The following is a 17,596-nucleotide window of genomic DNA, read 5'->3' as shown; positions in this document are numbered from 1 at the left end:
GTTATGTTCGACCCCGCGGTGCGGCTATGGCTGTAGCCGATAGACCCGCGCCGCCGTCGTGCTGAAGATCGCATCGCGCTGTTCGGGGCTCAGCCGTTCGGCTGCCGCCTTGAAAGCGGCGACGAGATCGCGATAGCTGGTCCACAGCTTCTCGATCGGAAAGTTCGAGCCGAACAGGCAGCGGTCGGCGCCGAAGATCGCGACGGTATCGGTCACCACGCCGGCGATATGCGCGGCATCGTTGCGATGGATGAAGGTGCCGAGCCCGGACAGCTTCGACACCACATTCGGACATCGCGCGAGCCGCGTCATCCCGCTGCGCCAGGTGGCGCGGCCCTGCGGCGACAGGTCCTCCAGCATGCCGGCATGCTGCAGGATGAAGGTCACGTCAGGGCAAGCCTCCGCGAGGCCGGCCGCATCGGCCATCTGCGGCGCGAACACCTGCAGGTCAAAACTCCAGCCGTAGTCGGCGAGGTGGCCGACATTGCGCCGGATCACGGGATCATTGCAGAGATCGGCACGCGCGGCGAAGCGGTACAGCGGGTTCTCGTGCCAGTGCAGCTGCATGCGCACGCCGTGCACCAGCGGATAGCGCTTCAATCGATCGAGTTGCGGGCGGACGTCGGCGACGGAGAAATCGGCATAGGCGACGAGGGCGTGCGGCCAGCCGTGCTGGTCCGCGGTCTGCTGCACCCAGGCGGCTTCGTCCTCGAATTGGCCGTTCGGCCAGTTGGTCTGGACATAGACCGAGCGGGTGACGCCGGTGCCCTTGAGGTCGCCGAGATACTCCTCGATCGGATAGTCGCGGCGGATCGGCTCATAGGGGCCGAAGATGCGCGGCTGCATCGGGCCGGACAGCCAGGCGAGATCGGCCTGCCGCCAGATGTGATGATGTCCGTCGACAATGCCAGTCACGCGGCTCTCCTTGTTCCAAGCGACAGCAGATGCGCGACAACAGCCGCGCTGGATCCGCCGTCCACGAGATCGTCGACAAAGCGCTGGATCGCGATCAGCGCCTCGGTTTGCGGCGTGAAGCCGGGCGAGGTTGCGAGCGGCGTCAGCCAGCTGACGCGCCAGGCCCGCCGCGACAGTTTTGCCACGGCATCGCGCAGCGCAGCCGGATCGCCGCGTTCCAGGCCGTCGGAGACGATCACGACCGCGGCGCCGCGGGCATATCCGCCGAACCGCGGCACGGCGAGGAACGCCTGCAGCGCATCGCCGATCCTTGTGCCGCCGTCCCAGTCGCTGACCAGGAAGGAGACCGCGTTCAGCGCCTGCTCGCGCCGCTTCAGCCGCAGCGCCGGCGTGACTCGGGTCAGTCTTGTGCCGAAGGTGAAGACCTCGACATTGCCGGCCGCCTGCACCAGCACATGCGCGAGCTTCATGTTCTCCTCGGTGCGTGCCTTCATCGAGCCGGAGACGTCGATCAGGAACAGGATCTTGCGCGGGCGCTGGCGGCGTCGCATCCGCCCGAGCCGCAGCACCTCGCCGTCATTGCGGACGCTGTCGCGCAGCGTGCGGCGCAGATCGGCGAACGGACCACTGCGTGCACGGCGGCGCCGGTGGCCGCGCCGTCGCGGCAGGCGCCTTGCCGCCTCGCGCGACAGCTTTCGCAGCGGATCGCTGGTCGCGGTCTGGGCAAAGCGGCGCTCGACCAATGCCTCGGCGCGCGCCGCGGCGAGGCCGGACTCATTGGCCTCGTCGGCAAGCGGCGGCTCGTCCTCGCCGCGGCCTTCCTCCTGCAGGCGAACGGTCTCTTCGTCCTCACCCTCGGCCTGCTCGATCGCCTCGGCGCCGCGGAAGTGGATGTCGAACAGCCGGTCATACGTCGCCCGGCGCTGGGGCGGCGGCGCCAATGTCGCGAGCCCGGCCAGGCGGATGTGCTCCAGGCTGCGCGGACCGAGCAGCTCGATTGCCGCGAGGAAGCTCGTCGTCTGCTCCGGCGCAACCGAAAAGCCGTTGGCGCGCAGCAGCGCGACGAACGAGACAAATATCCGCGCGGCGCGCGGCAGCTGCAGGTCGTCGTTCACGCGGCCGCCTCCGCGATGATCGCATCGAGCCGGGGCGAAATGAAATGCAGATCCTCCTCGTCCTTCAGCGCGACGCCGATCGAGCGTTTGAACGCGTCCGGCCAGCGCGCGCCGCCCTTGTTGAGCAGGGTCGCGGCCTCGGCCCAGTCGACCGCCTCGGCGATCCCGGGCGCCTTGCTCAGCGGCTCGCGGCGCAGCCGGCCGACGGCGGCGACCACCGCGCGGGCGGTCGCCTCGGCGACGCTGGAGGCGCGCATCATCACGATACGCGCCTCGCGCTCAGCATTCGGATAATCGATCCAGTGATAGACGCAGCGTCGCCGCAGCGCCTCGTGCAGATCGCGCGTCCGGTTCGACGTCAGCACCACGACGGGATGCTCGGCAGCGCGCACCGTGCCGCGCTCGGGGATCGAGATCTGGAAGTCGGAGAGGAATTCGAGCAGGAAGGCCTCGAACTCCTGATCGGCGCGGTCGATTTCGTCGATCAGCAGCACCGTCGCGTCGGGCGCGCGCAGCGCGGCCAGCATCGGCCGCTCGATCAGGAAGGCGTCGCCATAGATGTCGATACTCTCCTCGCCGGCCTGCCGGATCGCCAGCATCTGGCGCGGATAGTTCCACTCGTAGAGGGCAGCGGCGGCGTCGATGCCTTCGTAGCATTGCAGGCGGATCAGCCTGCGGCCGAGCACGGCGGCGATCGCTTTTGCAGCTTCGGTCTTGCCGACACCCGGCGCGCCCTCGAGTAATAGCGGCTTGCCCAGCGCAAGCGAGAGATAGGAGGCGGTCGCGATGCCGTCGTCGGCGAGATAATAGGCCGCGCGCAGCGCCTTCTCCAGCGCTTCTGGGCTGTCGATGCCGACGATGTTGCTGCGGACCGGCATGGAGAAACCTCAGCGCCGTGGCTGCGGACGCGCGCCGCCTTGCGCCCTGATGGCGCGCAACACCTTTTCCGGCGTGATCGGGAGATCGTCGATCCGCACCCCGACCGCGTTGAAGATCGCGTTGGCGATCGCAGGCAGCACGGGATTGGCGCACATCTCGCCCGGTCCCTTGGCGCCGAACGGACCGTCGGGCGCCGGGCGTTCCAGCACCGCGATGTCGTGCGGGCAGATGTCGCCCGGACCCGGCATCAGATATTCGACGAAGTCGCGCGGACCGTGCACCGGCTCCGGATAATAAGGCTCCGGCGTCTCGTAGAGCGCGTGGCTGACGCCCATCCAGGCGCCGCCGACCAGCTGCTGCTCGACCAGCCGTGGATTGAGCGCGCGGCCGAGTTCATAGGCGGAGTCCATCCGGACCATGTCGACCTCGCCGGTCTCGTCGTCGACCTCGACCTCGGCGACCAGGCAGGCATGCGCGTAGCATGTCGCCGGCGACATCTCGCCGGTCTCGGGGTCGACGTCGGACAGCGGCACCAGGAAGATACCGCGGCCGGAGATCGTCTTGCCCTGCTTGAACTGCGCGGCGATGGCGACGTCCTTGGTGGAGATCGAGCGATGCGGCGCGCCCTTGACGTGGATATTGCCGCGGCCGTCGGTCTCGAGGTCGGCGGCATTCACCTCCAGTTCCTCGGCGGCGGCCTCCATCATCACACCGCGTGCCTCGCGCGCAGCCGCCATTACGGCGTTGCCGACGCGATGCGTGCCGCGCGAGGCGAACGAGCCCATGCAGTGCGGGCCGGTGTCGGAATCCGCGGTGTCGACATAGACGTCCTCGACCGGCACGCCGAGCGTCTCGGCGCAGATCTGCCGCGTCACCGACTTCATGCCCTGGCCGAGGTCGATCGAGGACAGCGCCACGGTGAACTTGCCGCTCGGGTTGGAATGCACCAGCGCCTGGCTGGGATCGCCGCCGAGGTTCATGCCGATGGGATAGTTGACCGACGCGATGCCGCGTCCGCGATGCCGGGTCATGGTCAGCGCCTCCTGGTGCCGAAGACGGAAGAGAAGCGGGTGGCGCCGTGCGACGGCGCGCCCGGCCGCGGCGGCGGAGACGACGGTGGCGGCGAAGAGGGCGGCGGTGGCGGCGGCTCGCGGGTCGCGGCCGGCGCGCGGTCATACGTCGTGCGCTGCTGGGATGGTGAGGCCGGCGGTGCATGCGGCTCGCGCGGGGTCGGCGTCACGGCGGCTCGCGCGCCGCCACCATCCTTGCGCGACGACATCCGCTTGAAGTCTTCGCGGAGCGGCCACTTGGCCTTCTCCGCTGCGACCTGCACGCATTCGATCAGCGCGGTGTTCTTGGCCTCGCGGCGGTGCGCCTTCATGTCGCCGTCGCGATACGCATTGAGGATCCGGAACTCCATCGGGTCCATGCCGACGAGATGGGCGAGCTTGTCCATCTGGCATTCGATGGCGAAATCCATCGCGGTGACGCCGAAGCCGCGCATCGCGGTCGCCGGCGTGCGATTGGTGAAGACGCAGTAGACGTCGCCATGAACGTTCGGGATCGTGTAGGGGCCGGGCAGATGGGCGGCGCATTTCACCGCTGCATAGCTCGACAGCCGCGTATAGGCGCCGCTGTCGAAGTAGGCGCGCACCTTGCGGGCGACGATGCGGCCGTCGCGCATCACGCCGTCCTTGATGTAGATGCGCTCGGCGCCGCGCGGCGGCCCGTACTGCATCTCCTCCTCGCGCCCGAACACATAGCGCACCGGGCGACCGGTCAGCATCGCGCCGAGGATGCAGAGCGGTTCGGTCAGCGTATCGACCTTGCCGCCGAAGCCGCCGCCGACCGTGCCGCCGATGAAGTGGAAGGTGTTGGACGGCACGTCGAGGATCTTCGCGCAGGTGTCGACCGAGAAGAACAGCGCCTGCGTCGAGGTGTAGACGATGTAGCGGCCGTTGGTGTCGGGAGCTGCGATCGAGCCGTTGGTTTCGGTCGGCGCGTGCTCGATCGGCGACATCTGGTAGCGCTGTTCCAGCACATGGTCGGCCGTCGCGAGTGCACGGTCGGCGTCGCCGAAGCGCAGCTGCTGGTGATCATAGGTCTCGTGATAGGTGAAGGTGTTCTTGGGATAGACCTCGTTGACCACGGGCGCGCCCGCCTTCAGCGCGTCCTCGACGTCGAACACCGCCGGCAGCGGCTCATAGTCGATCTTGACCTTTGCGATGGCCTCATAGGCCTCGCGCGGGCTGTCGGCGACGATCGCGACGATGGGTTCGCCCTTGTAGCGCACCTTGTCGACCGCGAGCGAGGGCTCGTCGTCCTTGCCGAAATTGATCAGGCTGAGCAGCGTGTTCAGGTTGCGCGGCACGTCGGAGGCGCGGATCACACGCCGGACCCCCTGCGACCGCTCGGCCTCCGAGGTGTCGATGCGGCGGAGTCGTGCATGGGGATGCGCGCTGCGCACCACCTTCAGATGCAGCATGCCCTGCAGCTTGTGGTCATCGAAATAGGGCGAGGTGCCGGTGACATGGCCGAGCATATCCTGGCGCTGCGTGCCTTTGCCGATCTCCTTCAGATTGTCGTCGCGCTCGTCGGCGAAGATGTCCTTGCGCAATTCCAGCATGGCACTATTCCCTTACGCACGCGCCCGGCCGCCGGAAGCGGCTGATAGCACGGCGTTGATGATCGGCTCGTAGCCGGTGCAGCGGCAGATGTTGCCGGAGATCGCCTCGACCACCTCGGCGCGGCTCGGCTGCGGATTGCGGTCGAGCAGCGCCTTCGCGGCCATCAGCATGCCGGGCGTGCAGTAGCCGCACTGCGCGGCGAAATTGTCGGCGAAGGCGCGCTGCAGCGGGTGCAGATTGGGGCCGTCCTTGACGCCGTCGAGCGTCTCGACCGAGCGGCCGGCGACCGTTTCGGCGAGCGTCAGGCAGGAGAGATGCAGCTCGCCGTCGATCAGCACGCTGCAGGTGCCGCAGCCGCCCTGGCCGCAGCCGAATTTCGGCGTCATGTCGCCGATCAGTTCGCGGAGCGCGACCAGAAGGTTGGTGCCGCCGTCGACGAAGATCGCGACGTCACGGCCGTTATGCCGGAATTGAAGGGCAGTCTTGGCCATCACGATTTATTCCTGACCGGACAACAGACGACGTAGATGCACGCCGACGATCTCGCGGCGATACCAGGCGCTGGCGAGCGCATTGTCGCCGGGCGACGTTCCCTCGACCGCTGCCGCGGCGGCGGCGCTGATGGTGGAGGCGTCGAGCGCGCGGCCTTCCAGTGCGCGCTCGGCGGCGCGGGCGCGGATCGGGGTGGGCGCCATCGAGCCGAGCGCGATGCGGGCGCCGACGATGCGGCTGCCGTTGACCGGCAGGTACGCCGCGAGCGTGATCACCGCGCCGCCCTTGGGCTTGATCCGCGCGATCTTGCGGTAGCGGAAGGCCTCAGTGCTGCCGGGCCTGGCAAACGAAATCGCCAGCACCAGCGATCCGGCCTGCCGGTCGCGCGATTGCAGGAACTCCTCGATCGGGATCTCGCGCCCTCCGAGGCCGCCCTGGACGGACACGGTGGCATCAAGCGCGAGCATCGCGACCGTGAAGTCGCCATACGGCACTGGCGCGAACAGATTGCCCCCGACGGTGCCCATGTTGCGCACCGCCGGCCCGCCGATCGAGCGCGCCGGGGCGTGCAGGAAGGCGAGGTCGCGTTCGGCCAGGATGCGGGCGAAGGTGACGCCGGCGCCGAGCGTGATGCGCGAGCCGGTGGCATCGATCCGTGTCATCGCTTGGTCGCTGGCGCGCACGATGGTCGAGATCGAGATGTCGCCCTCGTTCAGCGCCCGCATCACCAGCGTGCCGCCGCCGAGATAGCGGGCGCTGCGATCCGAGGACAGCGCCGCCGCGGCGTCATGGGTGCTGGTGAAGGTCTTCACCGTGACTGGCATGATGGTGCTCTCCGCTTACGCGGCCTCCTTCAGATGCCGGCGGATGGCGTCGAAGCCGGCCTGGTAGATGTCTTCCGAAACCATCCGCGTGATGCGCTCGCTGTCCTCGGTTCGCGTCGTGAAGCGCGACTCCCAGTGCCAGAAGGTGCGGTCACCATCGGTGACCGGCAGCAGACGGACATGCGCCACGTAGTTGAACATCGGGATCGGCGTATCGAGCAGGCAGTAGCTGAACGATTGCTCAAGATCGGACAGCGCCAGCAGTTGCTCGCGCAGCTCGGCGCCGTCCTTCAGCTTGAAGCGCCTGACGCAGCCGATCTTGTCGGACGGCTGGGCGCGCTCGATGCCGCTGCTCGCGACCGCCGGATGCCAGCGATCATGACCGTTGAAATCGCGCAGCACGGCCCACACCGCATCGGTCGGCGCATCCAGGATCGTGCTTTTGACGATATGCGGCACGGTCTATCCTCCGAACGCCCGCTTCAACGCGTCGAAGCCGCCCTGGAACACGCCGCCGCCGATATTGTTGACGAGCTCCGTCTCGCGCTCCGGCGCGCAGTCGAATTCGGCGGTCCATTCCAGGAAGGTCTGGTCGCCGTCGGTGACTGGCGTGAGCCGCAGCGTCGCGACGTAGTTCTCGACGCCCATCGGCGATTCCAGGATCGAATAGGTGCAGAACATGTCGTAGTCGGACAGCCCGAGCAGCTTCTCGCGGATGCGATCGCCGTTGCGCAGCCGGAAATCCCTGACGCAGCCGATCTTGTCGGAGGGCTCGCCGCCCTCGATCCGGCTTTCGGCGATCGCGGGATGCCAGTTCGGCAGCCCGTTGAAATCGCGGACGCGGGCCCAGACCCGGTCGTTGCGGGCGTTGACGACGGTGGAAACGTAAACCCGTGCCATGGCGTGAGCTCAGTCCTTCTTGCGCGGCGTGCGCTCAGGTCGCGCCGGCTCGCCGCCACCCTCGGGCGCCGGCGGCTTTTCCTCGGCGCCGCTCTTGCGCGCGGAGTCCTTGATGCCTTGCATGTCTCGGGCTTCGCGGATCAGGCCGGGCATCTTGGCGAGGCTGCCGCCCTCGACGCCGATATCCGAGAGGATCGAGTCGATCAGCGGCGCCTGCACGCGGTAGCGCAGCGCCGAGTCGATCACTTCGTCAGTGGCGCTGCGTCCGGTGCCGTTGCCATGCCCGTTGCCGTTGAGGCCGTCGACCTGGAGGATGCGGATGCCCTCGATCTTCTCCATCGGCTTGACGCTCTCGCGCACGATGCCCTCGATCCGGTCGAGCAGCTTGCGGCGGAACAGCGAGTAGCGCGCCTGATCGGTCAGCACGTTCTCGGCCTCGTTAAGCAGACGCTGCGCCTCGGCCTCGACCGTGGCACGGACCCGTTCGGCCCCGGCTGCGATCCTGGTTTCCTCGGCCTGCTTTTCGGCGAGCAGCACCTCGACGGTCTTGCGCCGCTTTGCGATCTCGCTTTCGCGCGCGGTGACGACGCGTTCGGCCGCTTCGGTGGCGTGGATCCGGGCGTCCTCGGCCGCGGCTCGTGCCGCGGATTCTTCCAGTGATTTCTGATGCAGCGCGATGGCCTTTTCCATCAGCGCGGTCTCGACATCCTTCTCGCGGTTGACCTCGAGCTTGCGTAGCTCGCGCTCGCGGCCGATGCGGGCCTCGTCGAGGCCACGGTCGGAGGCGATGCGGGCGCGTTCGACCTCCTCGCGGGCGACGATCTCGGCCTCCTGCAGCGACTGGTTGCGAGCGACCTCGAGCTGTTCGATCGCACGGCGCCGCTCGATCCGGGCCGCCTCCAGCGCCTGCTCGCGGGAGACGTCGGTGGTGTCGATGTCCTTGCGCGCCACAATTTCGGCCTGCCGGACCTGCCGGTCGGCATCGATCCGCTCGGAGCGCTTGGCGGCGAGCGCGATCACGCGCTCCTCGTCGGCGAGCTCGATCGCCTTCTTCTGGTCGATGTTGAGCACTTCGCGGGTCCTGGAGGAGGCGATCCGCTCACTCTCCAACGTCAGCTCGACATCGATGCGCTGCCGCTCGATGGCGTCGCGGCGCTTCAGCTCGGCGGCCTCGATCGCCTCGGTGCGCGCGATCTCGAGCCCGCGGGTTTCGCGCTCGGCGCGGATGCGCTGCGCGGCGACCGACTTCTCCTGCGAGATCCGCGCCGCCTCGATCGCCTCGCGGGAGGCGATATCGGCTTCCTCGATCGCGCGGGTGCGGGCGATCTCAAGCGCCCGGACGTGCTCTTCCTGGGCGATCCGCGACGCTTCGGTGGCTTCGCGGGCACTGATCCCGGCGATCTCGACCGCCTGGTTGCGCTCGATCTCGAGCTTGCGTGTGGTGTGGTCGGCGGCGATGCGCTCGGCGGCCAGCATCTTCTCGCGCGCGATGCGGGCGGCCTCGACCGCCTTCTGCGCCTCGATCTCGGCTTCCTGGATGGTGCGGACCTGCTGGATTTCCAGCGCGCGGGTGCGCTCGTCCGAGGAGATGCGCTCGACATTGACCGTCATGGTCTGGGCGATGCGTGCCTTCTCGGTGGCCTCGCGCGCGGCGATCTCGGCCTCGTCGACCGCGCGGGTGCGCTCGATCTCGCGGCGCCGGGTCTCCTCCTCATTGGCGATGCGGGCGTCGGTGACGACGCGGTCCTGCTGGATCCGGGCCTTCTCGATCGCCTCGCGAGCGGCGATCTCGGCTTCCTCGACCGTGCGCATCCGCTCGATCTCGCGCTGGCGCACCTCGCGCTCGGAGGCGATGCGGGTGGTGTCGACCGAGCGCTGGTTGGCGATCCGGACCTTCTCGATCTCCTCGCGCGCCAGCAGCTCCTTCTCTTCGACCGCCCGCGTCCGCTCGATCTCCTTGTGCCGGGTCTCGCGCTCCGAGGCGATGCGTGCTTCGGTGATCGCCTGCTCGTTGGCGATGCGCGCTTTCTCGATGGCTTCGCGCGCCGCAATCTGGGCCTGCTCCGACTCGGTCTCACGCAGCGCGCGCTCGCGGGCGACTTCGGTGCGCTGCAAGGCGCGGCGCATCTCGATGTCGCGTTCCTGCTCGAGGCGGGCGGTCTCGCTTTCGCGCTCGATCTCCAGCGCCTGCCGCTCCGCCTCGAGATTGCGGGAGCGGATCTTGATCATCGACTCCTGCTCGATGTCGTTGCGCAGCTTGCGCTTGGCCTCGATGTCCTCCATCAGGCGGGTCAAGCCTTCGGCGTCGAAGCGGTTCGAGGGATTAAAATATTCGAGGTCGGTCTGATCGAGATCGGTGATCGCGACCGACTCCAGTTCGAGGCCATTCTGCGCCAGTGCTTCGGCGGCATTGGCCTTGACGCGCGCCACATAGTCGCCGCGCTGCTCGTGCATCTGCTCCATCGTCATCTCGGAGGCGACTGAGCGGATCGCGGAGATGAACTTGCCGGAGAGCAGGGTGTGGAGCTGTTCGGGCTCCATGGTGCGGCGGCCGAGCGTGGCGGCAGCGATCGAGACCGCTTCGCGGGTCGGCTGAACCCGGACGTAGAAATCGGCCTCGATGTCGACGCGCATGCGGTCGCGGGTGATCACCGCGTCCTGCCTGGAGCGCACGATCCCCATCGGCAGCACGTTCATGTTGACCGGCGTGTAGTCGTGGATGAAGGGCAGCACGAAGGCGCCGCCATTGATCACCACGCGCTCGCCGAGGAAACCGGTGCGGACGAAGGAGACCTCCTTCGACGAGCGGTGATACAGCCAGTTCACGACATAGACGATGATGACGATCGCGACGATTGCGACGATGAGCCAGAGGATCAATTCACCGACCAGCATCCCCGACATCTCTTCCTCCCTTGGTCACGGCGGCTAGCGCGCGCCGATCGCCTTGAATTTGCGAACCTGATCCGTCAGCGCACGCTCGACCGGCAGGCGTTCCATCGAGGAGGCGCCGTAGAAGCCGTGGCAGTTGCGGGTCTGCTTCATGATGAAATCGGCATCGGCGGGGTCCGCGATCGGACCGCCATGCGCGAGCACGATGATGTTCGAATTGACGCTGAGCGCGGCCTCGGCCCAGGCCTCGATGCGGGCAGGGCAGTCGGCGAGCTTCGGCGCGGTCTGCGCGCCGATCGTGCCGCCGGTGGTCAGGCCCATGTGGCAGACGATGATGTCGGCGCCGGCGATCGCCATCGCGGCGGCCTCCTGCTCGCTGAAGACATAGGGCGTGGTCAGCATGTTCTTCTCATGCGCCTTCGCGATCATGTCGATCTCGAGCGCGTAGGACATTCCGGTCTCTTCGAGATTGGCGCGGAAGGTGCCGTCGATCAGGCCGACGGTCGGGAAGTTCTGCACGCCGGCAAAGCCGATCGCCTTGAGCTGGTCGAGGAAGAAATCCATATCGCGGAACGGATCGGTGCCATTGACGCCGGCGAGCACCGGCGTCCTGGTCACGACCGGCAGCACCTCGCCGGCCATCTCGACGACGATGGCGTTGGCATCGCCATAGGGCATCAGTCCGGCGAGCGAGCCGCGGCCGGCCATGCGGTAGCGGCCGGAATTGTAGATCACGATCAGGTCGACGCCGCCGGCCTCCTCGCATTTCGCCGACAGTCCGGTGCCGGCACCGCCGCCGACGATCGGCTCGCCGCGTGCGATCATGGCGTGAAACCTCTTCAGCAGCGCTGCTCGTTCAAACCTGGGCATGGGTCACCTCGCCACTCTCCGCCGCACACCGGCGCGTCCGAGCAAGGGGCGGAACGCGCTGACGATGGCGGCGGTGAACTCGGGATCGTTGATGTTGCGTTTGATGCGGATGATCCGCCGGTTGCCGGTCTGGCGCACGGTGCGCTCCAGCGCGCGGAACAACGCTGCATCGGCCTCCGGGTCCCAGAACGGCTGGCCGGGTGCATCGAGCGCGGAGACGCCGCCTTCGGCCAGGAAGAAGCGCACCGGCCCGTCCATCTGGTTGAGCCGTTCGCCGATCCAGCGGCCCATGCGCTCGTTCTCTTCCGGCGTGGTCCGCATCAAGGTGACCTGCGGATTGTGGATGTGGAATTTGCGCTGCCGATAGCGCTCCGGGATCGTGTCGGGTGCGCCGAAGTTCACCATGTCGAGCGCGCCGACCGAGCCGACATAGGGCACGCGGCTGCGGATGATGGCGCCGAAGCGATCCTCGGTCGCCGGGAACACGCCGCCCATCAGGAGGTCGCAGACCTCGGTCGTGGTGAGGTCGATCACGCCGGCGAGTTGGCCGGACTCGACCAGCTTCTCCATCGAGCGGCCGCCGACGCCGGTGGCGTGGAAGACGAGGCACTCGAAATCCTCGCGCAGGTCGGCCGCGATCTTCTGCACGGCCGGGGTGGTGACGCCGAACATGGTGATGCCGATCGCCGGAAGGTTCGCGCCTGCGCTGCGCTGCTTGCCGGCCTGCTCATCGAGCCGCGCCTTAACCATGCCGACCAGCGCATGAGCGCCGTTGCCGAGCACCGTGCGCGAAATCGAGTTGAGACCCTGCACGTCGGTCACCGAATACATCATGGTGATGTCGGCGGGACCGACATAGGGACCGACGTCGCCGGACGCGACCGAGGAGATGATCAGCTTCGGCACGCCGACCGGCAGCGCGCGCATGCCGGGCGCGACCAGCGACGCGCCGCCGGAGCCGCCGGCGGAGATGATCCCGGCGATATTGCCCTGGCGACGCAGCCATCGCTCGAACGCCTCCGCCATCGCCGTCACCGAGGCGCCGCGATCGGCGCCGAACACGCCGGAGCCGCCGCGGCCGTGGTTCAGTGCGATCTCCTGCGCGGTGACATCGCAGCTCGCCGCTTTGCCGCTGGTCGAGACGTCGACCAGTCGCGTGCGCAGGCCGCTGCCGGCGATGATATCGCGGATGAAGCGCAGCTCGGCACCCTTGGTGTCGAGCGTGCCGACGATGAGGACGACCGGTGGCCCGGACGTTCGGGAGGTCGTCGGTTCGCGTCGCTGCCGGGTTGCCTCCTCGAGCCGAGTGACCCCGGTGGACTGCGTCCGTGCGGCGGCCTCGATGCGGGCGATCGGCACCGGCTGCGACCAGCGGGTCGGCAGCACGGGATTGGAGACGTAGATGCGGGTCGGCCCCTTGCGTTCCGGCTGCGGGGCACCGGCCGCTTCGGCCTTCGCCGGTGCTGGCTCGGCGTCGGTCTCGTCGGCGCCATGGGTGCCGACGCCGAGCAACCGCTGCTGCAGCTCGCGGTCGGTTGCAAGGCGGGCGGAATCGATGATCCGGTTGATCCGGCCATTGACCATGATGGCGACGTTGCGCGACACCGCCGTCGCCACACCGATGTTCTGCTCGATGACCAGCACGGAGATGTCGCCCTCATCGCCGAGCCGCAGCAGCATGTCCTCGACCTGGGCGACGATCACGGGCGCAAGGCCTTCGGTCGGCTCGTCCATGATCAAGAGATGCGGATTGGTCAGCAGCGCACGCGCGATCGCGAGCATCTGCTGCTCGCCGCCGGACAGCTGGTTGCCGCCGTTGGTCTTGCGCTCGGCGAGGCGCGGGAAGGTGTCGTAGATTCGCTCGATGGTCCAGGCGCCGCGCCGCAGGCCGCCGGCAAGCGCAAGGTGCTCGTCGACGGTCAGCGACCGCCACAGGCGGCGGCCCTGCGGCACATAACCGACGCCGAGCCGGGCGATCCGTGCCGGATTGAGCCGCGTGACCTCTTCGCCGCGAATCCGGATCGAACCGCCGCTGGCACGCACGAGGCCCATGATCGCCTTGCACAGCGTGGTCTTGCCCATGCCGTTGCGGCCGACTACCGAGAACACGCCGGACTCGAGCGTGAGATCGACGCCCTGCAGCGCATGCGAATGGCCGTAATAGACGTCGAGGCCCTTCACCTCGAGCGCGGGCATTGCGCGGCGGTCATTCATGGCCGCCTCCGAGATAAAGCTCCTGCACCTCGGGATCGGATTCGATCTCGCGCGGCAGGCCTTCCTTGAAGATGCGGCCGTTGTGCATCATCGTCACGCTCTCGACGACGCGCAGTGCGACGTCCATGTCGTGCTCGATGATGATGTAGCCGATATGCGCCGGCAACGAAGTCAGGATCTCGATCAGCTCGCGCCGCTCGGTCGGCGACAGCCCCGCCGCCGGCTCGTCGAACAGGATGAAGCGCGGCGCGCCGGCCAGCGCCAGCGCGATCTCGAGCTGCCGCTGCTGGCCATGTGCGAGCTCGGCGACGCGCTGGTCCTTCACGCAGCTGAGGTGAACCGCCTGGACCAGCGTTTCGGTCGCGTGCATCAGCGCATCGTTCTGCCCCGGGCGCAGGAACGAGAACCGGCCACGCGAGACGCCACGGCAGGCGAGGTAGACGTTGTCCTGCACCGTGAGGCCGGGGAACAGCGCCGAGATCTGGTAGGTACGGCGTAAGCCCCGGCGGATCCGCTCATAGGGCGGGAACTGGGTGATGTCCTCGCCGAAGAAGCGGATCGTGCCGGAGGAGGGCGGGAAGTCACCGGTGATGCAGTTGAACAGCGTGGTCTTGCCGGCGCCGTTCGAGCCGAGCACCGCGCGCCTTTCGCCCGGCCGCACAGTGATGGTGACGTCGGTCAGCGCCGCCAGCGCGCCGAACAGCCTTGTCACGCCGCGCAGTTCCAGCGCCGCGCCGGCGCCGACCACGGACAGCCGCTGCGCGACGCTATCCATGGCGGCCTCCGCCTGAACGTTGCGTCGAGGATGCATTGCGCTGCCGCCAGCGTTCCCACAGGCCGATCACGCCATCCGACGACCAGAACACGATGGCGAGGAAGCCGAGCCCGATCAGCAGCCGGAAGCGGTTGCCGTCGAGCCCGAACTTGATCAGCACGTCGAGCGCGAAGGTCCGCAGCAGCACGAAGATCAGCGCGCCGATGAAGGGTCCGATCGGCCGCGTGATGCCGCCGACCACGGCGATGATCAGGACGTCGATGCAGGCTCCGACGCTGACCGAGCCGGGCGAGATCTGCCGGTAGTTCCAGACCTGCAGCACGCCGCCGAGCGCGGCGATGAAGGCGGCGAAGGCGTAGGCCGCGATGCGGTGCGCATTGGGGTTGAAGCCGAGCGCCGCCATGCGGCGGGAATTGTCGCGGACGCCCTGCAGCGCGAGGCCGAACGGCGCGCGCGAGACATACTGGACGGCGAAGTAGCAGATCGCGGCGACGCCGAGCGTGACATAGTAGAAGGCGATATCGGCGCGCCAGTCGACGCCCCAGAAATGCGGCGTCGCGACGGTGTTGATGCCGGTGTGGCCGTTGAAGATCGCCCAATTCTGGTTGGTGAAGTAGTAGAACGCCGCGCCGATCGCGAGCGTGATCATGATGGTGTAGATGCCCTCGGTGCGCACCGCGAGCGCGCCGCCGAGCGTGCCGAACAGCGTCGCCAGCGCCAGCGCCATCGGGGTTGCCAGCCACCACGGCCAGCCGAGGCTGATATTGGCGTTGCCGCTGATGCCGAAGACCGCGACCATGTAGCCGGCGAAGCCCGCGATGGTGAGCTGCATCAGGCTGACCATGCCGCCATAGCCGGCGAGGAACATCAGGCTGAGCGCGATGATGCCGAGGATCAGCGTGGTGGCGAAGATCTCGATCAGAAAGAAGCCGTTGGCGATCAGCGGCATGATCACGAGGATCAGCGCGACCAGCCAGGCCGCCGGGTTCTGGAATTCCGGCCAGGCACGGATGAAGGCGCGGCGGGTCGCGTTGGCGGACGGGTCGGGGCGGAACTGGGTGCTCTGCAGCAGCGACATCTGTCATCGCCTCGCGAGCAGGCCCTGCGGCCGCAGCGCCAGCACCAGCACCATGATCAGGAAGGTGACGACGATGGCGTAGGTCGGGATGTAGACCGAGCCGAGCTGCTCGGCGAGGCCGATGATGACGGCGCCGAGCGCCGCTCCCGGGATCGAGCCCATGCCGCCGACGATCACGACGACGAGCGAGGCGAGCAGGAACCGCGTATCCTCGCCCGGCGACAGCGACTGGAAGGTGCCGCCGACCACGCCGGCGATGCCGGCAAGGCCCGCGCCGAGCGCGAACACCAGCACGAACACCAGCTGGATCCGCACGCCGGTGGCGGCCAGGATGTCGCGGTCGTCGACGCCGGCGCGCACGATCATGCCGATCCGCGTACGGTTGAGCGCCAGCCACATCGCGATTCCGATCACGACGGACGCAGCGAAGATCACCAGCCGCACCAGCGGGTATTGCAGATAGACCGGTTCGCCCGTTGATTTGATCGCGGTCAGCAGCGGCAGCTGGATCGGGCCGATCAGCCAGCTCGGGGTCTGGATCTGGTAGAAGTCGCCGCCGAACACCCAGAGCATCAGATCGGCGAACACGATCGACAGCCCGATCGTCACCATGGTCTGCCTGAGGTCCTGACCCTCCATGCGTCGGAACACGACGAGCTGCAGGATCACGCCGACCAGCGCCACCGCGATGAAGGCGATGATGAAGCTGAGGAGCCATGACCCGGTCCAGCTGCTGATCGCGTAGCCGACATAGCCGCCGAACAGATAGAGCGAGCCGTGCGCGAGGTTGACATTGCGCATCAGGCCGAAGATCAGCGTGAAGCCGCTAGCCACCAGGAAGTAGAGCCCGCCGAGCGTGATGCCGTTCAGCACCGCGTTGAGGAACACGCGCTTGCGGCCGATCGCGGCCTCCAGCCCCGGCGGCCAGATCGCGAACACCAGCCACGCGAGCACCGCGACCGCGATGATCACGATCAGTGCCCAGGCCGGATGGCGTTCGATGAACCTGGCCATCTCCGTCGCGTTCCCTCACTGGTCGCGACCGTCTGCCGGGCCGCGTGTCCAGTATCCTACCGAGGGCGTAAGCTCAGGATTTGATCGACAGTATCTTTTATCGTGCGCTCCGGAACTCCTTCACGGCCGCAACACCTTGGCGGCGCGGCGATAGTCGGTCGGGGCCATGCCGACATTGGCGGCGAAGAAGCGGGTGAAGCCGCTCTGCGAGGAGAAGCCGAGGTCGAAGCCGATATCGGCGATCGGCGTCTCGGTCGCCACCAGCGCATCGAGCGCCTGCTCCATGATCAGCGTGTTCATGTAGAGGTGAGGGGTGACGCCGGTCTGGGTGCGGAACAGCCGGTAGAAATGCGGCCGCGACAGCCCGGCCTCGCGCGCGATCGCATCGAGCTCGATCTCGGCGCCGGGGCTTTCCGACATCAGCTTGATCGATTTGCGCACCCTGAAATCGGTCACCGCGGCCGCCGCGCGCGCATCCTGCGCGGCCTGCCAGCTCTCCTCGTAGCAGGAGTCGATCAGCTGCCGGAGTTCGCAATCGAGGCTGCGCAGCGACGGCGCGCCGCACACTAGTGCTGCGGTGCGGCGGATCAGCCGGTCGAGCGCTTCGGTGCGCGGAAAGAAGGTGCGGCCGAACCGCAGGCCCTGTGCCGTCGCGGGCTGCGGCGCGAACCATTCGGCGTTGACATAAAGCACGAAGAAGATCGCGCCGTGGTCCATGTCGGTCGGCAGAAAGTTGTGCGGTTCCCACGGGTTGACCGCGACGACGGTGTCGTCCTTGAGCAGCAGCCGCTGCTCCGAGACGTCGATCTGCGCCGGCGTTCCGCCGACATGAAAGATCAGATGCCCCTCGCGGTGCGCATGCACGTTGAAGGGACGGTTCAACTGATAGACCGTCGCGCGACCGAACCGGCCGTGGAAGACGGCAAGCGCCCTGCTCATGCCTCCCCTCCCGCGGGATGTTCTTGTCTTTTCGACAAGGGTTCATCATCCGCCCGCGGAAA

General features: G+C 67.7%; 16 protein-coding genes. All 16 read right to left on the bottom strand.

Going from position 1 to position 17,596, the window contains the following annotated elements:
* Window positions 1-24 precede the first annotated feature (24 nt).
* Window positions 25-915 carry an amidohydrolase family protein gene (locus tag ACVI1L_RS05870; RefSeq protein ID WP_057016867.1) on the bottom strand — a complete coding sequence of 297 codons (891 nt, stop codon included), beginning with the start codon at window positions 913-915 and terminating at the stop codon, window positions 25-27.
* A complete protein-coding gene (locus ACVI1L_RS05865) occupies window positions 912-2,030 on the bottom strand; it encodes a vWA domain-containing protein (RefSeq protein WP_456782493.1) in 1,119 nt (372 codons plus the stop codon). The genes ACVI1L_RS05870 and ACVI1L_RS05865 overlap by 4 nt, the downstream gene beginning before the upstream one ends.
* Complete coding sequence (locus ACVI1L_RS05860; protein WP_028338483.1) at window positions 2,027-2,908, bottom strand: AAA family ATPase; 882 nt, start codon at window positions 2,906-2,908, stop codon at window positions 2,027-2,029. The genes ACVI1L_RS05865 and ACVI1L_RS05860 overlap by 4 nt, the downstream gene beginning before the upstream one ends.
* Window positions 2,909-2,917: 9 nt before the next feature.
* Entirely contained in the window at window positions 2,918-3,940 is a 1,023-nt protein-coding gene (locus ACVI1L_RS05855; protein ID WP_168855376.1) for a xanthine dehydrogenase family protein molybdopterin-binding subunit, read from the bottom strand.
* Window positions 3,941-3,942: 2 nt separating this feature from the next.
* Window positions 3,943-5,535, bottom strand: a complete 1,593-nt coding sequence (locus ACVI1L_RS05850) for a xanthine dehydrogenase family protein molybdopterin-binding subunit (RefSeq protein ID WP_456782492.1) — start codon at window positions 5,533-5,535, stop codon at window positions 3,943-3,945.
* A gap of 12 nt (window positions 5,536-5,547) precedes the next feature.
* Window positions 5,548-6,027, bottom strand: a complete 480-nt coding sequence (locus tag ACVI1L_RS05845; protein WP_456782491.1) for a (2Fe-2S)-binding protein — start codon at window positions 6,025-6,027, stop codon at window positions 5,548-5,550.
* A 6-nt stretch (window positions 6,028-6,033) separates the two neighbouring features.
* The gene (locus ACVI1L_RS05840) at window positions 6,034-6,852 is read right to left on the bottom strand and encodes an FAD binding domain-containing protein (RefSeq protein ID WP_057016875.1); all 819 of its coding nucleotides are present in this window, start codon (window positions 6,850-6,852) and stop codon (window positions 6,034-6,036) included.
* 15 nt (window positions 6,853-6,867) lie between these two features.
* Window positions 6,868-7,311: an SRPBCC family protein gene (locus tag ACVI1L_RS05835; RefSeq protein ID WP_057016876.1), complete on the bottom strand. Its 444-nt coding sequence runs from the start codon at window positions 7,309-7,311 to the stop codon at window positions 6,868-6,870.
* Window positions 7,312-7,314: 3 nt separating this feature from the next.
* Window positions 7,315-7,752, bottom strand: a complete 438-nt coding sequence (locus tag ACVI1L_RS05830) for an SRPBCC family protein (RefSeq protein WP_028338488.1) — start codon at window positions 7,750-7,752, stop codon at window positions 7,315-7,317.
* A gap of 9 nt (window positions 7,753-7,761) precedes the next feature.
* Window positions 7,762-10,656 (bottom strand): flotillin domain-containing protein, encoded by a 2,895-nt coding sequence (locus tag ACVI1L_RS05825; RefSeq protein ID WP_456782490.1) that lies wholly within the window; start codon window positions 10,654-10,656, stop codon window positions 7,762-7,764.
* Between the two features lie 24 nt (window positions 10,657-10,680).
* Window positions 10,681-11,514, bottom strand: a complete 834-nt coding sequence (locus ACVI1L_RS05820; RefSeq protein ID WP_456782489.1) for a phosphoenolpyruvate hydrolase family protein — start codon at window positions 11,512-11,514, stop codon at window positions 10,681-10,683.
* A gap of 3 nt (window positions 11,515-11,517) precedes the next feature.
* Complete coding sequence (locus ACVI1L_RS05815) at window positions 11,518-13,728, bottom strand: Tm-1-like ATP-binding domain-containing protein (RefSeq protein ID WP_456782488.1); 2,211 nt, start codon at window positions 13,726-13,728, stop codon at window positions 11,518-11,520.
* Window positions 13,721-14,503, bottom strand: a complete 783-nt coding sequence (locus ACVI1L_RS05810; protein ID WP_456782487.1) for an ABC transporter ATP-binding protein — start codon at window positions 14,501-14,503, stop codon at window positions 13,721-13,723. Before ACVI1L_RS05810 ends, ACVI1L_RS05815 begins: the two co-directional genes overlap by 8 nt.
* On the bottom strand, window positions 14,496-15,581 hold the full coding sequence (locus ACVI1L_RS05805; protein WP_076826017.1) for a branched-chain amino acid ABC transporter permease: 1,086 nt from the start codon (window positions 15,579-15,581) through the stop codon (window positions 14,496-14,498). The genes ACVI1L_RS05810 and ACVI1L_RS05805 overlap by 8 nt, the downstream gene beginning before the upstream one ends.
* A gap of 3 nt (window positions 15,582-15,584) precedes the next feature.
* Window positions 15,585-16,595 (bottom strand): branched-chain amino acid ABC transporter permease, encoded by a 1,011-nt coding sequence (locus ACVI1L_RS05800; RefSeq protein ID WP_168855385.1) that lies wholly within the window; start codon window positions 16,593-16,595, stop codon window positions 15,585-15,587.
* 120 nt (window positions 16,596-16,715) lie between these two features.
* Window positions 16,716-17,534, bottom strand: a complete 819-nt coding sequence (locus ACVI1L_RS05795) for a helix-turn-helix transcriptional regulator (RefSeq protein WP_016847806.1) — start codon at window positions 17,532-17,534, stop codon at window positions 16,716-16,718.
* Window positions 17,535-17,596: the final 62 nt, after the last annotated feature.

It is taken from the genome of Bradyrhizobium sp. USDA 4516, from assembly GCF_054055915.1.
The sequence above is the reverse complement of the archived record's forward strand: the minus strand, read 5'-3'. Positions and strand labels throughout refer to the sequence as shown.

Coding starts and splice junctions, on each gene's coding strand:
- ACVI1L_RS05855 (WP_168855376.1), bottom strand. CDS start 3,940: ATGACCCGGCATCGCGGACGCGGCATCGCGTCGGTCAACTATCCCATC.
- ACVI1L_RS05845 (WP_456782491.1), bottom strand. CDS start 6,027: ATGGCCAAGACTGCCCTTCAATTCCGGCATAACGGCCGTGACGTCGCG.
- ACVI1L_RS05810 (WP_456782487.1), bottom strand. CDS start 14,503: ATGGATAGCGTCGCGCAGCGGCTGTCCGTGGTCGGCGCCGGCGCGGCG.
- ACVI1L_RS05860 (WP_028338483.1), bottom strand. CDS start 2,908: ATGCCGGTCCGCAGCAACATCGTCGGCATCGACAGCCCAGAAGCGCTG.
- ACVI1L_RS05800 (WP_168855385.1), bottom strand. CDS start 16,595: ATGGCCAGGTTCATCGAACGCCATCCGGCCTGGGCACTGATCGTGATC.
- ACVI1L_RS05850 (WP_456782492.1), bottom strand. CDS start 5,535: ATGCTGGAATTGCGCAAGGACATCTTCGCCGACGAGCGCGACGACAAT.
- ACVI1L_RS05795 (WP_016847806.1), bottom strand. CDS start 17,534: ATGAGCAGGGCGCTTGCCGTCTTCCACGGCCGGTTCGGTCGCGCGACG.
- ACVI1L_RS05825 (WP_456782490.1), bottom strand. CDS start 10,656: ATGTCGGGGATGCTGGTCGGTGAATTGATCCTCTGGCTCATCGTCGCA.
- ACVI1L_RS05815 (WP_456782488.1), bottom strand. CDS start 13,728: ATGAATGACCGCCGCGCAATGCCCGCGCTCGAGGTGAAGGGCCTCGAC.
- ACVI1L_RS05840 (WP_057016875.1), bottom strand. CDS start 6,852: ATGCCAGTCACGGTGAAGACCTTCACCAGCACCCATGACGCCGCGGCG.
- ACVI1L_RS05805 (WP_076826017.1), bottom strand. CDS start 15,581: ATGTCGCTGCTGCAGAGCACCCAGTTCCGCCCCGACCCGTCCGCCAAC.
- ACVI1L_RS05820 (WP_456782489.1), bottom strand. CDS start 11,514: ATGCCCAGGTTTGAACGAGCAGCGCTGCTGAAGAGGTTTCACGCCATG.
- ACVI1L_RS05830 (WP_028338488.1), bottom strand. CDS start 7,752: ATGGCACGGGTTTACGTTTCCACCGTCGTCAACGCCCGCAACGACCGG.